This is a genomic window from Verrucomicrobiia bacterium (genome assembly GCA_035946615.1).
Classification (GTDB): domain Bacteria; phylum Verrucomicrobiota; class Verrucomicrobiia; order Limisphaerales; family UBA8199; genus DASYZB01.
Genome location: DASYZB010000115.1, coordinates 1 through 14,477 on the forward strand (window position 1 = coordinate 1; position 14,477 = coordinate 14,477).

Sequence of the window (14,477 nt, forward strand, 5' to 3'; positions counted from 1 at the left end):
CCGAGTCATTGGCGCGAGTTCATTGAAACCCGGGATGCTGTCCTATCAGTAGTCAGCCGGCCGTTGCGCCCGCGTCAATTGGTGAGCAACGGAATTGCTATCCGAGCCCAGCTTAAAGAACGGCGTCGCGCTCGGACGTCTTAACGGAGCAGGTATCCTTGGGAAACCCTTTCATTAAGTTAGCGCCTATGGGGGCTGGGGGTGGGGGCATCTACCGTTTCAGCCGCCCCTTCGGGGCTTGCTTTTGTTTGAGAGTCAGCCGTCCCAACGTTGAAACGTTGGGCTATTGCCGGGCGTCCCTCCGGGGCGGGTTTGGGCGCGGGGTGCTCGACCTGGGAACGGTGCATTAGATTATGACCGATGATGGCTAGCCCTTTCGACTCGAGCAGCTTCTCCCAATTCAATTTGAAGCCGATGGTGGCAGGGCTCGCGTAAAGCCCCGCCTGCTCCTCGGCGCGCGTGAGCGCCTCGAACTGCGCTCGGAGTGGATGACCCGCAGGCAAGAAGGTTTCCTTTCGATGAAGAATCGGTGGATTCGCGTTGCCCGTATAATCTGTGCGCCTGGCTTTCCCGGTAGCGAGGTCAATCGTAACGGCGTGCTTGAGCGCCGGATGGGGATCTGATTCAAACTCGGGGTAAGCGAGAAAGGACAACTTCAACTCATCGGTCCTGAACTTCGCGAGGTTGAATTGGGCGGTGACCTGGTAGCGGGCCACGATTTGAGCCAGCAGTTCGCCCAGGCTGCCGCCAACAGTGGCCAGTCCCTCGCGATGGACGTAGAGGGCAGTCGGCAGGCGTTTCCCATAGGGAACCCGGCCAACCTGCTCTTGGTAATCCGCCAGATTCATGCGGTTGGATAATGTCATATCCCCAGCCTGCTTGAAAGTCCAGGGAGGCAGTCTTGGATACGGGCGAGGTTTTCAAGCGTCGCGACGCGACGCGGCGTGTGATGGGCTCGATTCGGTGGGCCGAGGCCCACGGCTACCGGCACGGCACCGCTACGCGGTGCGCCTTTAAAACTATGGTGAGCTTGAAGTCGCAATTTGCGATATCAAGTTAGGGGCATGGCGGCCGTCGCAAGAACGGCAGAGAGTGATTGCGGCACAGGATTTAGTTGGATTCTAAAGGGGGCACAACTCCTTCGGAGTTGAGGCGGACGCACTTAGATTACCCAGGGTAGCTCGTTTCCTCGCAACCCTGGGCCGGAGGGCGGAATCCCTTCGGGATTCTCGGGCGACTACACGACGCGGCATGTGATGGGCTCTAAGGCCGCTGGTGGGCCGTGGGCCAGGAGAGGGGTTCCTCCGCGGGAGACAGGAACGGAAACAGTTCATGGAACAGCGCGCGGGCTCCGCGGCGGGCATCGTGCCATTTAACCACGTCCAGCCAGGTGGGGCCGGAAAATTGCCTGGATTCCCACAGCCCGGGGATGAGGTCCGTTTTGGGGTCCAGCAGCTCCAGGGCGGAGAACCGGGCGACCAGCCGCATCACCCCAAGCCGCGTCAGGTTTGCCCGCCAGTCTTTGAGTTTATGACCCCGCCCGGGAACCGGGCCTACGGCCTCGGGGCGATTGGCTTTGAGCCACGCCCGAAACGACTCCATCATTTCAGCGTCGCTGAAGCTGCCCCACTGGATTTGGACCAGGGCAATTTCGTCGGCGCAACGGCTGTGGGTGTCGAACCGTTGGATGGATGGCGTGGGCCAGGGCAGCACGCCTTGGTCGGGCTTGAGCGCCGCAACCGCAGCAACCCCGCCTGCCTTACATTCCGGCCCGCCTCCGTCTGTCTTCGGCCCGGCGGGCGCGGCGTGGCTGTTTACCTGCTCGAGTTGGCGCTCGAGAGTGTCGTTGATGGCCCAAGGAGGCGCCACCGGCATGTCCGAGAGCATAATGGACGTCAGAAGCATCAGCGCATTAGCCGCCTCGCAACCCGACGCGCGCTCAAAAGGGGCCGCACCGCCAGGGACGGGCGCGGTGGCGAGCTCGGCGCGGTAGTCCCGTTCGCCGGCGCAAAGCGATTGCCAGGAAGCCGGAAAGTTGCCCGAGACCGGCTGATTCGGGTCGAGCTTCCGCGCAACGCCAGGGTGCCGGGGGTCGTCCGCTTCGAAGCCGAAGCCGAGAAGGAACGAGTTGGCGACACTGCCGATCGAGAGGACGCGGCGGGCGTCTTTGCCGCAGAGTTCGAAGGCCTCGCGAAACGGTTTGGGATGGCGGTTGCTCTCGACACAGCGCGATTTGAAAGCGCGAAGAAAGGCGGATTCGCGCGCGTATTCCCAGTAGCAACACGCGATGAGGTGGCGGTCGGGGATGGTATCGAAGTTCCAATCGGCCGATGCGACCGGCGCAGACGCGTTCGATGTAATCATACAATGCGAGAGAAGAATAAGCAGATTTTGTGCCGGAGGAGGAAGACCGGCGCGCCCCAGGGTTCTCCAGCCGCCTGTTCCAACATGGCTGTGGGCTTGGTCCGAACATTAATCCGAAAACAACCGGTTGTCTTATTTCAAATCCACGGGAGAACCCGAAAACTGGAAGCTGAAAGTTGCCCCCGTTGACTCCACTTGAACGGACACGTACTTTGAAACTCAATGTTTGAATTGGTTTCACCATACGCGCCGGCCGGGGATCAGCCCCAGGCCATCGCCAAGCTTACCGAGGGTCTCCTTTCCGGGGCCAAACACCAGGTCCTCCTGGGCGTTACCGGGTCGGGCAAGACCTTTACTATCGCTAACGCCATTAAGAACTTGAACAAACCGACACTCGTCATTTCCCATAACAAGACCCTGGCAGCCCAGCTTTATGCGGAATTCAAATCCTTTTTCCCAAGAAACGCGGTCGAATATTTCGTCAGCTATTTCGATTATTACCAGCCGGAGGCCTATATCCCCCGGACCGATACTTTTATCGAGAAGGATTCAAGTGTGAATGACGAGATCGAGCGCCTCCGGCTCTCGACCATGAGTTCCCTCTTTTCCCGCCAGGATGTCATTGTCGTCGCCAGCGTTTCCTGCATTTACGGCATTGGCAGCAAGGAAGACTACGAAGCCCTGGTCATTCCCATTCGCGCGGGGCAGGCAATGGGCCGGGAACATTTCCTGCATCGTCTGGTGGACCTCCAATACACCCGCAACGATGTCGAACTGAGCCGCGGCGAGTTTCGCGCCCGGGGCGACACGGTGGAACTCTGGCCGGCGGGGCGCGAGGACGCCTTGCGGGTCGAGTTTTTCGGCGAAGACATCGACCGCATCACCCGTTTCGAACCGTTGACGGGCCATAAGCTGGATGCCCTGGATGCGGTGACGATTTACCCCGGAAAACAGTTCGTCATGCCTTCCGAGAAACTACGGCCAGCCCTGCTGGCCATCCGCGAGGAATTGAGCGAGCGCATCACGTGGTTCGAGAAACAAGGCAAACTGCTCGAAGCCCAGCGGCTCAAGATGCGCACCGAGTACGATCTCGAGATGATGGAGGAGATGGGCTTCTGCTCAGGCATCGAGAATTACTCGCGGCCTCTCTCAGGCCGGGCGCCGGGCTCCCGGCCCTGCACCCTGTTCGATTTCTTTCCAAAGGATTTCCTCCTGGTCATCGATGAGTCGCACGCCACTTTGCCCCAGATCGGCGGGATGTACGAAGGCGACCGCTCGCGCAAAACCGTCCTCGTCGAACACGGGTTCCGCTTGCCCAGCGCCTTGGACAATCGCCCCCTCAGTTTCGAGGAGTTCCAGGGACTCCAAAACCAGAGCATTTACGCCAGTGCAACTCCGGCCCCGCGCGAGCTGGGCTGGGCCAAATCCCGCGTGGTCGAGCAAATCGTGCGGCCCACGGGCCTGGTGGACCCTAAAGTGACGCTCAAACCGCTCGGGGGCCAAATCGACGACCTCATCAATGAATGCCGCAAACGCGCCGACGCCAAGGAACGCGTGCTGGTGACCACCCTCACCAAAAGGACAGCCGAGGAATTGACCGATTACCTGCGCGAGATCGGGATTCAGGTGCAATACCTCCATAGCGAAATCGACGCCATCGAACGCGTCGAGGTCTTGCGGGCGTTGCGCAAAGGGGAGTTCGATGTGCTGGTGGGAATCAACCTCCTGCGCGAAGGACTCGACCTGCCGGAGGTGTCTCTGGTGGCAATCCTGGACGCTGACAAGGAAGGATTTCTGCGAAGCGAAACCAGCCTCATCCAGACTGCCGGACGCGCCGCCCGCCACCTCCATGGCGAGGTCATCCTCTACGCCGACGTCAAAACGCAGAGCATCCAGAAATTCCTGGCAGTTTCTGAATATCGGCGCGCGAAGCAGTTGGCCTATAACCAGGAACATCATATCACTCCCCGCAGTGTCAGCCGCGCAGTAGAAGAAAGCCTTTCCGCTTACCGGGGTGTCAACCAGCGCGCGCGCGCTTTTCTGGCTGAGTCCGGTGTGGACCTCGATATTAACGAGACCATCAAGGAAATTGAGGAGGAAATGCTCGCCGCCGCCAATAACCTTGAATTCGAAAAGGCGGCGCTGCTCCGCGACCAAATCCGCGAGCTGAAACGGGGGTCAGATGCCAACGCAGCCGGCAAGGCCTCGGACCCCACCGCTTCCAGACCTGTCAGCTACCGCAAGGGCGCCCGGTCGCGCGCGCCTCGAAAAGAAATGCCATTCTGAATCAATGGAAGTCTCAGAACCCATTCAATGCCCTTTTTGCGGGCAGAGCTTTGAATTGGCTATCGACACGAGCATCCCGGTCCAGAGATTTACCAGCGATTGCGAGGTCTGCTGCCGCCCCTTCGAAGTCTTCGCCCAATGCGAACCCGGCGAGGTTCTCGAAGTGGAAGTGCGCGGAGATTAAGAGCCTCGTGGCGACTGCGTTTTTCCTTGGACCTTCTTGCAACATTTCCATTGCAGTTTGGTGACACTGGCATTACGGTCGCCAGACAAACCAAAAAAATAAATTTCAAGCGCGTTGCTTTATGAAAACGGCCACGCCCAACAGGGCCGATCTCAGTTCCGAAACCGCACTCCGCTCCGCCACCGCCAAGGCCTTGTCTGCCGAAAAAACAGCCAATGCCGAAAAGGAGAAAGCGCGTTCAGCCAAGCGCAGTTTTAAGGAGGCGCGAAAAACATTTAAAGAGGCAAAAAAGGGCGCAAAGAAGGCCGCAAAGCTGGCCCGCCGGGCGCAAGAGGAGTTGAAGGCGCTTGTCGATAAAGTCGCCAGGCAAAAGAGGCGAAACGCCCTGCTGGCCAAACGGGCGTCTGCCAAGAGGCCGATAACCATCGCGGCGACTGGCCTTGCTCCCCTGCCCAGTCGCAAGGCGGTTGAACTGGAACCGGCACAAGCTCCGCCGGTTGTGGCGGTGGATTCTTCGTCCACTGAAGCGCAGACACCCGAGCTCCCGCCTCTCCCTGTGCCCGCTGCAGAGGCGGTGTAGGGGTATGGACATGCCAGAGGCTGAAAGCCGCCGCAGTTTCATCAAACAAACCGGTTTGCTGGTGACCGGGTTGGCCGGCGCAGCAACAGGCCTTGCACACGCCGGCAAGGTGTCTGCATTATCTGCGTTGCCGGCGGTTCCGTGGTTTCGCCGCGCATTCCGGTGGGGGCAAACCAATATCACGGAAATCGATCCTCAACGCTACGACATCCCCTGGTGGCGCAGTTACTGGAAACAGACACAAACCCAAGGTGTCATTATTAATGCCGGCGGGATTGTCGCTTATTATCCCAGCCAGGTCCCGTACCATCACCAGGCGCTGTACCTCAATGGCCGCGATTTATTCGGCGAATTGTGCCATGCAGCGCATGCGGACGGGTTGGCAGTTTTCGCGCGGATGGATTCGAGCAAGGCCCGCCAAGACCTGTACGAAGCCCATCCTGATTGGTTCGCGCTCGACAGCTCCGGTCAAACGCGCAAAGCCGGCGAGTTCTTCGTTACCTGTGTCAACAGCCCCTATTATGAAGAATACATTCCGGCCATTATGCGAGAGATCATCGATCGCTGCCGTCCGGAGGGGTTCACCGACAACAGTTGGAGCGGGTTGGGGAGAGGCAGCCCCTGTTTCTGTAAGAACTGCCAGAGGAAATTCCGCGACCGAACCGGTGAGGCGATTCCGAACCAGAAGAACTGGAATCAACCTCTGTACCGCCAGTGGATACAGTGGAATTACGAGCGGCGGCTCGAGTTGTGGGACAGGAACAACCAAGTGACCCAAAGTGCCGGCGGTCCCGAATGCCTCTGGATTGGGATGAACAGTGGCTCGGTGAACGGACAATCTCAGAGCTTCCGGGATTACAGGGAAATCTGCCGGCGCGCCAAACTCATTATGTTGGACCATCAATCGCGAAGCGATTCGAGCGGTTTTCAAAATAACGGTGAAAGGGGCAAACTCATTCATGGGCTGCTCGGTTGGGACAAGCTCATTCCCGAAAGCATGGCTTTGTACCAGGCCGGCAGGCCCACCTTCCGGCTTGCCAGCAAACCCGAACCGGAAGCACGGTTGTGGATGCTCGAAGGCATCGCCGGAGGATTGCAACCCTGGTGGCATCACATCGGCGCTTACGATGAGGACCGCCGGATGTATCGCATCGCCGAACCTATCTGCCGATGGCATAGGGCCAATGAACAGTACCTGCTCAACCGCCGCCCGGTTGCCACCGTGGGGGTGGTTTGGTCGCAGCGTAACAATGATTTCTATGGCCGCGATGACGCCGAACCTTTGGTCGAGCTGCCCTGGCGCGGCATGACACAAGCCCTGATTCGCGCCCGCATTCCCTATCTGCCGGTCCACGCTGACGACCTGGAAAGAGATGCGGCGCAGTTCTCGCTGTTGGTGCTGCCGAATTTGGCCGTGATGTCGGACCGGCAGGCAGACGCGATCCGCGCATTCGTCAAGCGGGGCGGCAATCTCCTTGCGACAGGACACAGCAGCCTTTTTGATGAGTGGGGCGACCCCCGACCTGATTTCGCCCTGGGCGATTTGTTTGGAGCACACGCGCTTCAACCCCGGCAAGCCGACAGCGAGGCTATCCGCAGGAAATGGGCCTCGGAAACCTCCCACAGCTATCTGCGGCTGGCGCCGGAGTTGCGCGCTGCCACCAACGGACCGCACATCCCGAACGAACCGCCAGTAAAGGGACCGCGCCATGCTGTTCTGCGCGGATTTCAAGAAACGGATATCTTACCCTTCGGTGGCGCCTTGGAGCCTCTCAAAGTGGATGCCGGGGCTCAAGTGCTGCTGACCTTTATTCGACCCTTTCCCATTTCTCCTCCTGAAACATCATGGATGCGCGAGCCCAGTACAGACATTCCCGCGTTGATCCTCAACGCGACCCGGGGCGGCAGCCGTATCGCATTAATGCCGGCCGACCTCGATCGTCGCTTTGGTCGAGACAATCTTCCAGACCACGGTAATCTCCTCGCCAACCTGGTCCGTTGGGCGGCCAAAGACGAAGTGCCCCTTTTTGTGGAAGGCCCTGGCCTGATTGACTGCCACGTGTACCACCAACCTGGCCGGATCATTCTCCACCTGATCAACCTAACCAATGCCGGAACCTGGGGTCAGCCGGTCGATGAATTGATACCCGTGGGTCCCCTGCGTGTGCGCATCAAGCTGCCCGAAACAGTGAGAGGCAGGAAAGCCCGTTTGTTGGTGGCGCGCCAGACTATTTCTGCGCCTTCCAAAAGGGGTTGGGCCAGCTTCGAGCTTCCCTCGCTCCTGGACCACGAGGTGGCTGTGTTCACGTGACAAAGGATTAAAACACCTCGGCATTCAGGCCGGTGATCTGCCGCACGCTGTGAGCTATCCGTGAGAGGGTCCTTAAGGGGAGATGGCTGCACCTTGAATTGGCTGAAGGTCGTGTGGCCGAGTAGATTTGCACCAGCGAAATATCCGCTCCCTCCTTTTTCAACTCCAACAGGCGTTTGGCGTACTGCTCAATCTCTTCGAGAGAAGGTTCCTCCTCACCGATGGCGGGAAATAGGCTCTGAATGACTATGGACCTTTGGCGTCCGAGCATCAGGATATTGGCTAAGACTTTCTCGAGCGGCACATCAGCCTGGTTCACCTTGTTAAGATAGGCTTGAGAGCCACCATCTAATTTTGCCCAAACCTCGTCGCTGCGCGTCAAATGCTTCAAGCCTTCCTGGACGTGGGGAAGGTCCAGGCCGGTTGCATTGGTGATGAGCACCAGTTTGAAAAAGGGGAAACCTCCCAGAGCCCGCACGTGCATAATCGCCTGCAGCGCTTCGGGAAACTTCGGCGCCAGAGTGGGTTCGCCGTCCCCGCTCAAGGCGACATGGCGCAGTTGCAGCAGCTCATCAGGCAAGGAGCGATACCAGGGCCGCTCCCGCAGCCGGCCCGCGCGAACCAGCAGAAGCGTCTTCCTTAATTCACCTGCCATTAAATCCACATCCAGCGGCTGGGGCGAATCCCCGTTCCGATGTACCTCGCAATAGATGCAATTAAAGTTGCAAGCCTTATCCGGGTTGATGTTGACACCCACCGACAAGCCGTGCGCGCGGGCTGAAACCACCGCATATACAAAGCGGTTATCCAGAAAATCGCGCGGCGACCCAAACGCTGTTTCGCGAATCCCGTTGAGCCGGAGAGGAACCTTCTTCTGCGTATCAACCGGTTCGCTCGCTCGCCCACTGTTAGCAGTCACTTCTTCCACAAGCTCGATACGCACCCTAAAACTAGCCTCCCCCTGGCACTACACGAGCCTTGCTAAACAATGGACATTTTTTGCCGGTTATTCGATTTCCAGTTTGGTTTAGAAACCCTGATTGCTTTCCGAGCAGTCGCCAACCGCAGATAATGGGGGAATTTGTTAGCCGCAAAAGAACGCCAAAGCACCCGCAAACGAAACGGGGATTTGGACCGGGAGGATGATGCAGCTTTCCATATCTTGCACGCATGTTGGATAAAGCTTGCTAAAGTTGTCTGGCCAAAAAATGCCAATCAAAAGACAAGCCCGGTAAAGCAACGACCTCGCCGATGCGCCATTTTCCTTCCAGCAAGACAGTTGTTGGCTGGATGGCAAGAGGCCGCCCCACAATTGTTTGAATTGAAACACAAACCGGGCGTCCAAAGGAATGACCGGATAGTAGAAAACCGATATGAAAAAATTGATTGTATTAGCCGCTGCCGTATGCCTGGCGGGAGTAGTGTCCGCCCGGGCCGCCGACGCGAAAGCCGTTTGGGAAAAGGATTGCGCCAAGTGCCACGGAGTGGATGGCAAGGGTGAGACCAAGATGGGCAAAAAGCTGGAGATTAAAGACCTTACTGACGCGAAGCTGCAGAGCTCGCTTAAGGACGAACAGATGGCCAAGGCCATCAAGGAAGGCGTCAAGGAAAGCGGTTCCGACAGGACTCGCATGAAGGCCTTCAGCGACTTGAGCGATGACGAGGCCAAGGCCCTGGTTGCTTACGTCCGCGGGTTGAAGAAGTAACCGCCTCTCTGCTGAGTCTGTTCAGGGAGTTCGCGTCTGCGCGAGCTCCCTTTTGTTTTGTGGTGGAACTTCCAGCGCGTGTTTTCGGCTTTCGTTGAAACGCTTTTGGACAATGCGATAGCAAAAAAGGCTAATAGATTAGCAACGGAAGTGAAGCCGTTCTTGGGGCGTGTTCTAAATTCTGTGAACGTTAATTAGAGCAGTGGCCGATATGCCCAAATTATAAATCAGTCCATGCGACGCCTCTTTAAAATGCCGCCCCAGGCCCTCCGGCTTTTCCTGCTGGCGGTTGGGATTGTGACCATCTATTCGATCGCACGGTATTTTCTCACGCCGGCGTCGTTCCACCAATATGGTTGGTATCGCGGGGAAGCATTGGCGGAATTAGCCAGCCGCCAAAGAGTCTTTGCCGGAAGAAATGCCTGCGAAGAATGCCATTCAGAGGAAGTTAAGAAGTTGCTCAAGTATGAGCACAAGAACCTTTCTTGCGAAGGCTGCCATGGCCCCGGTGAAGCGCATGCGAACAACCCGGACATAGCAATCGATAAGAACAGCTATAGCCCCTGTGTGCGTTGCCACGAAGCAAACCCCTCGCGGCCCAAGTGGCACAAACAGATTGTCAGCAGAACCCATTACACCGGTTCCAAATGCGCCGAGTGCCACGTGCCTCACGCCCCTTCTGAAGTGCCATGAAACCGCAACTCTCCCGTCGCAGCATTCTGGGCAAAATGGGCGCCGCCCTGGCTGGTGTTCTGGCCCTGCCCGTGGCGAGGGCCGCCAAAGCCGCTGTCCAAAAGGTGCTGGTCGCCTCCGACGCGCCGAAAGGCTATGACCCTACTAAGCACAAATGGCGCATGGCACTCGATGTCAATCGCTGCATCGGGTGCGGGTTGTGCGCGGAGGCCTGCAAAAAGGAGAATCACGTGCCCGAGGGTCCCTACTACCGGACCTGGATTGAACGCTACATCATCACCAAACCCAAACCCGGCTCGGGCGAAGCGCGTGGCGAAACACTCGTGGATTCCCCCTATGGCGGCATGCACGGGTTTCCCGAGCCGCCGGTTCCCGTGGGCGATATCCAGCATTCCTTCTTCGTACCTAAACTGTGCAACCTGTGCGAGCACTCGCCTTGCGTCCAGGTCTGTCCTGTCGGGGCCACATTCGACGCTCCCGACGGCGTGGTGCTGATCGATCCGACCTACTGCATCGGATGCGGCTTTTGCGTCCAAGCCTGTCCTTATGGCTGCCGGTTCCTCAGCCCGGTCACCAAGACGGCCGAGAAATGCACCCTCTGTTACCATCGCATTACGCGAGGGCTTAAACCCGCCTGCGCTGAGGTCTGCCCAACCCAGGCCCGCGTGTTTGGTGATTTAATGAACCCGGCGGACGATCCAATTCATCAGTTCTACCAGGCCAACCGTGTCGAGGTACTCAAACCTTACTTGGGGACCAGCCCCAGTGTTTTTTACGCCGGCCTGGATAAGGAGGTCAGGTAAATATGCCCCCTGCCGTTACGAATCTGGTCTTTGAAGTCATTCCTCATTTCGAGGGGTATGCCTATCCCAACGAAGCGACTTCGCAGCCGCTTTGGGGGATACTAATTGTTCTGTACCCATATATCACGGGCCTGGTCGCGGGCGCGTTTATCATGGCGTCCCTGGTGCGCGTCTTCAAAGTCAGAGCCCTCGAACCGGTGTACCGCCTGTCGATGCTCACCGCCTTTGCTTTTCTCTTGTGCGCGCCCTTGCCGCTGCTGTTTCACCTTGGCCACCCGGAGCGGTGTCTCGAGGTGATGATGACGCCACACCTGACGTCGCCGATGGCCATCTTCGGGTTCATTTACGCGTGGTACTTGATGGCCGTGCTCCTGCTGGAACTGTGGTTCGATTACCGCGCCGATTTTGTCGCATGGTCGGAAATCACGCCGGGGTTCCGTGGGATGCTCTACCGGCTGTTTACAGTGGGTGTGACGGATGTGTCGGCGCCGGCGGTTGAGTTGGACCACAAGATCGGCCAGGTGCTTTCGATTGTGGGTATTCCCTCAGCCTTTTTGCTGCACGGTTATGTCGGGTTCATCTTTGGCTCCATCAAGGCCAACCCGTGGTGGGGCAACGTGCTGATGCCCATTATTTTTATTATGTCTGCCATGGTCTCGGGCATCGCCTTATGCGTTTTCAATTACATGGTCCTGAGCTGGGTCAGGCGCAAAGCCATTGATATGAAATGCCTCGATACGATGTGCATGTTCCTTTTCTACTCCCTCGTTATGGATGCCGCCATCGAGGGGTTGGACTGGATTCACCGCATCTATTCCGCTGAGGAGGGCTTTCAGGTCATCCAATATATGGCGCGAGAAAAGCTTTTTTATACGCTCAGCCTGGGCCAGGTGGCGATGGGCACGTTGATGCCGCTGTTGCTGCTGGGCTCACTCCAATTGATCCGCCGGCGTGTGCCGGAATTGCCGCGCCGGCGCATGTACTTTGCCAGCTCCGCTTTGATTCTGGTCGGAGTGCTGGCGATGCGCTGGAACGTGGTCATAGGCGGCCAGACTTTTTCCAAGAGCCTGCGCGGCATTATGACCTACAAGATGGAGTTTGCAGGGTTGGAAGGGTGGCTGATGGGGGCTTTTCTGTTGATCCTGCCGTTCATTGTGCTGACCGTGTTTATTAAGCTGTTCCTGTCTGAAAAGCTTCTCAGCACCGTTCCGCTCCAGACCCTTTCGGCTCAACCACCCCGCAATGCTTTCGGCCCGGCCGCTTTTGACGATGACTTCGCGGTGCCGTCATCAAGTGGTTCGGACGAAACTGACAGTCAGTTGAAACATAAAAACTAGGAAAGACATACATGAAAAAACTACTCCCCCTGCTGGTCGCCATCGCAGCGATGGCAGCTCTGTCTGCTCGGGCGGCAGATGGAAAAGAACTGTACAACAAAGACTGCGCCAAGTGCCATGGCGAGAACGGCAAAGGCCAAACCACAATGGGCAAAAAGAAGGGCGCCAAGGATTACACCGACCCGAAGGTGCAGGATGAGCTTAAAGACGAGGCGGCTATCAAGGCCATCAAGGAAGGGCTTAAAGACAAAGAGGGAAACGTTTTAATGAAGCCCGTTGAAGGCATCTCGGATGCAGATGCCAAGGCCTTGGTCGCCTATATGCGCAGCTTTAAGAAATAGGGCTTTTGCTTTGCGCATTCGAGCCCCGTCTGGCGCAAGCAACGGGGCTCCCCTCGGAGCCATGATGTTCCTCCGCGGGTCCGTTGGCTCCTGCTAAACACCCGCAGAACCATTGCCGTGAATGAATCCTAACCCGCAAGCCCCCGCTCCCGGTCCGGCTCCTGCTTCCGCCCCGCGGCCCTCATCCATTTTTCGCAATTGGCTCAGCGCTACCGGCCTTGTTGTCATCATCGGCGGTTTGTTTTCCTTCTTCCTGCTGCTCCTGCTGGATTCCTTGTCGCACTTTGCCAATCCGTATATTGGCATCCTGACGTATCTCGTGGCGCCGGCCATCCTCTTTTTCGGCTTGGCTCTGGCCGCGTTGGGCGCCTGGCTTCGCCGCCGCCAAATCATCAAGACCGCCGGCCCGATGCCTCCCTTGCGCATCGATCTGACCCGCCCGCGAGACCGGCGTATCTTCGGCTTCTTCCTTGCCGGCAGCGTGTTGTTTCTGCTCATCACAGCCGTAGCCAGCTATCAAACCTATCAGTTTACTGAGTCCGTGCAGTTTTGCGGACAAGCTTGCCATGGGGTGATGCAACCCGAATGGGTCACTTACACCCATTCGCCCCACGCCCGCGTCGCCTGCGCCGAGTGCCATATTGGCAAAGGCGCTTCCTGGTACGTCCGCTCGAAGCTCTCGGGCACCTACCAGGTCTATGCTACCCTGGCGCATAAATTCCCCCGCCCCATTCCTACCCCTGTCAAAAATCTCCGGCCCGCCCAAGAGACCTGCGAGGAGTGCCATTGGCCGAAAAAATTCGTCGGCAGCCTCGAACGGACTTTCCATTATTTTCTTTCCGATGAGACCAACACCGCGTTCACCGTCCGGATGTTAATGAATGTAGGCGGCGGTGACCCGACGCACGGCCCCGTGGGTGGCATCCATTGGCACATGAACGTCGGCAACAAGGTCGAATACGTCTCGGCCGACGAAGCGCGTCAGAGAATTCCCTGGGTGCGCGTCACGAACCCCCAAGGCGTTGTCACTGAGTATCGCTCCCCCCGGTTCACCAATGAGATCAGCGAGGCGGAAGTCCGCCGCATGGATTGCATGGACTGCCACAACCGCCCCGCCCACCGCTACCAAACCCCTAACAGCGCGGTCAATCTCGCCATGTTCCTCAATAAAATCGACTGCGGTTTGCCCTATGTTAAAACCAACGCGGTCTATGTCCTGACCCGCTCCTACACCAATTCCACCCAGGCCCTCGAAAGTATCGCCACCATTATCGCCGACCGCTATTCGGCAGTTAAATTCGCAGGGTGCCAGGACAAGGTCCGTATGACCATCGATTCAGTGCAGGAGATTTATACCAACAACTTTTTTGCCGGCATGAAGGCTGATTGGCAGGACTATCCGGATAACATCGGGCATAAGGATTGGCCGGGCTGCTTCCGTTGCCACGATGGCCAGCACAAAACCCCTGATGGCAAGCGCACAATCAAGGCCAACGACTGTAATGCCTGCCATTCCATCATCGCCCAGGGCGGCCCGGCTGATCTCGAACAACTTTCTCCCAAGGGACAGAAATTCAAACATCCGGGAGATGAAGTGGATGGAGCCTGCAATGATTGCCACACCGGCGGCTTGTAAGACCATGATGCCTCTCAAAGCTCCCGAGGGACCCCGCAACCTTCGGGCCCTTCCGACGTCTTCCTTGGCGTCGGCCCTGGCGCCCCTGGTAAACTGGCAACTACGTTCCCTCACATGCGTCGGAAAGCAATTCCCTCTCCTCCTTTGGAGGAGAGGGTCAGGGAGAGGAGGCCCTCTGTCTCGAAACTTCTATGTCACAGTACCAGCCCGTCACGGGTGCAGTTCCTGGAGGACAC

13 protein-coding genes are annotated in these 14,477 nt (G+C 57.9%); 10 read left to right on the top strand and 3 right to left on the bottom strand.

Translation table 11 applies throughout. From position 1 onward, the window contains the following. Window positions 1-179: 179 nt before the first annotated feature. Both VG146_16630 and VG146_16635 read right to left on the bottom strand, forming a co-directional pair. Window positions 180-866: a hypothetical protein gene (locus tag VG146_16630; GenBank protein ID HEV2393980.1), complete on the bottom strand. Its 687-nt coding sequence runs from the start codon at window positions 864-866 to the stop codon at window positions 180-182. 397 nt (window positions 867-1,263) lie between these two features. Next, window positions 1,264-2,364 carry a hypothetical protein gene (locus VG146_16635; protein HEV2393981.1) on the bottom strand — a complete coding sequence of 367 codons (1,101 nt, stop codon included), beginning with the start codon at window positions 2,362-2,364 and terminating at the stop codon, window positions 1,264-1,266. A gap of 222 nt (window positions 2,365-2,586) precedes the next feature. Between VG146_16635 and uvrB the strand changes: the two genes are divergently transcribed. The 4 genes from uvrB (at window position 2,587) to VG146_16655 (ending at window position 7,725) form a co-directional block, all read left to right on the top strand. After that, window positions 2,587-4,650, top strand: coding sequence for an excinuclease ABC subunit UvrB (uvrB, locus tag VG146_16640; GenBank protein ID HEV2393982.1), 2,064 nt, complete (start codon window positions 2,587-2,589; stop codon window positions 4,648-4,650). Between the two features lie 4 nt (window positions 4,651-4,654). After that, window positions 4,655-4,834 (top strand): CPXCG motif-containing cysteine-rich protein, encoded by a 180-nt coding sequence (locus VG146_16645; protein HEV2393983.1) that lies wholly within the window; start codon window positions 4,655-4,657, stop codon window positions 4,832-4,834. Between the two features lie 121 nt (window positions 4,835-4,955). Next, complete coding sequence (locus VG146_16650; GenBank protein ID HEV2393984.1) at window positions 4,956-5,414, top strand: hypothetical protein; 459 nt, start codon at window positions 4,956-4,958, stop codon at window positions 5,412-5,414. Window positions 5,415-5,424: 10 nt separating this feature from the next. Then, window positions 5,425-7,725, top strand: a complete 2,301-nt coding sequence (locus VG146_16655) for a beta-galactosidase (GenBank protein HEV2393985.1) — start codon at window positions 5,425-5,427, stop codon at window positions 7,723-7,725. Between the two features lie 7 nt (window positions 7,726-7,732). Here the strand turns inward: VG146_16655 and VG146_16660 are convergent, their stop codons facing one another. Continuing rightward, complete coding sequence (locus VG146_16660) at window positions 7,733-8,668, bottom strand: radical SAM protein (GenBank protein ID HEV2393986.1); 936 nt, start codon at window positions 8,666-8,668, stop codon at window positions 7,733-7,735. Window positions 8,669-9,098: 430 nt separating this feature from the next. Between VG146_16660 and VG146_16665 the strand changes: the two genes are divergently transcribed. From VG146_16665 to VG146_16690, 6 genes are all read left to right on the top strand, one after another. Then, a complete protein-coding gene (locus tag VG146_16665) occupies window positions 9,099-9,431 on the top strand; it encodes a cytochrome c (protein ID HEV2393987.1) in 333 nt (110 codons plus the stop codon). Window positions 9,432-9,665: 234 nt separating this feature from the next. Beyond that, the gene (locus VG146_16670; GenBank protein HEV2393988.1) at window positions 9,666-10,124 is read left to right on the top strand and encodes a hypothetical protein; all 459 of its coding nucleotides are present in this window, start codon (window positions 9,666-9,668) and stop codon (window positions 10,122-10,124) included. Continuing rightward, entirely contained in the window at window positions 10,121-10,927 is an 807-nt protein-coding gene (locus tag VG146_16675) for a 4Fe-4S dicluster domain-containing protein (GenBank protein ID HEV2393989.1), read from the top strand. The genes VG146_16670 and VG146_16675 overlap by 4 nt, the downstream gene beginning before the upstream one ends. Window positions 10,928-10,929: 2 nt before the next feature. Next, the gene (nrfD, locus tag VG146_16680) at window positions 10,930-12,264 is read left to right on the top strand and encodes an NrfD/PsrC family molybdoenzyme membrane anchor subunit (GenBank protein ID HEV2393990.1); all 1,335 of its coding nucleotides are present in this window, start codon (window positions 10,930-10,932) and stop codon (window positions 12,262-12,264) included. Between the two features lie 11 nt (window positions 12,265-12,275). Next, the gene (locus tag VG146_16685; GenBank protein ID HEV2393991.1) at window positions 12,276-12,605 is read left to right on the top strand and encodes a cytochrome c; all 330 of its coding nucleotides are present in this window, start codon (window positions 12,276-12,278) and stop codon (window positions 12,603-12,605) included. Between the two features lie 121 nt (window positions 12,606-12,726). Further along, entirely contained in the window at window positions 12,727-14,241 is a 1,515-nt protein-coding gene (locus VG146_16690) for a NapC/NirT family cytochrome c (protein HEV2393992.1), read from the top strand. Window positions 14,242-14,477 lie beyond the last annotated feature (236 nt).

Excerpts from the sequence above, each read along its gene's own strand:
- VG146_16630 (HEV2393980.1), bottom strand. The coding sequence starts at position 866 with ATGACATTATCCAACCGCATGAATCTGGCGGATTACCAAGAGCAGGTT.
- VG146_16635 (HEV2393981.1), bottom strand. The coding sequence starts at position 2,364 with ATGATTACATCGAACGCGTCTGCGCCGGTCGCATCGGCCGATTGGAAC.
- uvrB (HEV2393982.1), top strand. The coding sequence starts at position 2,587 with ATGTTTGAATTGGTTTCACCATACGCGCCGGCCGGGGATCAGCCCCAG.
- VG146_16645 (HEV2393983.1), top strand. The coding sequence starts at position 4,655 with ATGGAAGTCTCAGAACCCATTCAATGCCCTTTTTGCGGGCAGAGCTTT.
- VG146_16650 (HEV2393984.1), top strand. The coding sequence starts at position 4,956 with ATGAAAACGGCCACGCCCAACAGGGCCGATCTCAGTTCCGAAACCGCA.
- VG146_16655 (HEV2393985.1), top strand. The coding sequence starts at position 5,425 with ATGCCAGAGGCTGAAAGCCGCCGCAGTTTCATCAAACAAACCGGTTTG.
- VG146_16665 (HEV2393987.1), top strand. The coding sequence starts at position 9,099 with ATGAAAAAATTGATTGTATTAGCCGCTGCCGTATGCCTGGCGGGAGTA.
- VG146_16670 (HEV2393988.1), top strand. The coding sequence starts at position 9,666 with ATGCGACGCCTCTTTAAAATGCCGCCCCAGGCCCTCCGGCTTTTCCTG.
- VG146_16675 (HEV2393989.1), top strand. The coding sequence starts at position 10,121 with ATGAAACCGCAACTCTCCCGTCGCAGCATTCTGGGCAAAATGGGCGCC.
- nrfD (HEV2393990.1), top strand. The coding sequence starts at position 10,930 with ATGCCCCCTGCCGTTACGAATCTGGTCTTTGAAGTCATTCCTCATTTC.
- VG146_16685 (HEV2393991.1), top strand. The coding sequence starts at position 12,276 with ATGAAAAAACTACTCCCCCTGCTGGTCGCCATCGCAGCGATGGCAGCT.
- VG146_16690 (HEV2393992.1), top strand. The coding sequence starts at position 12,727 with ATGAATCCTAACCCGCAAGCCCCCGCTCCCGGTCCGGCTCCTGCTTCC.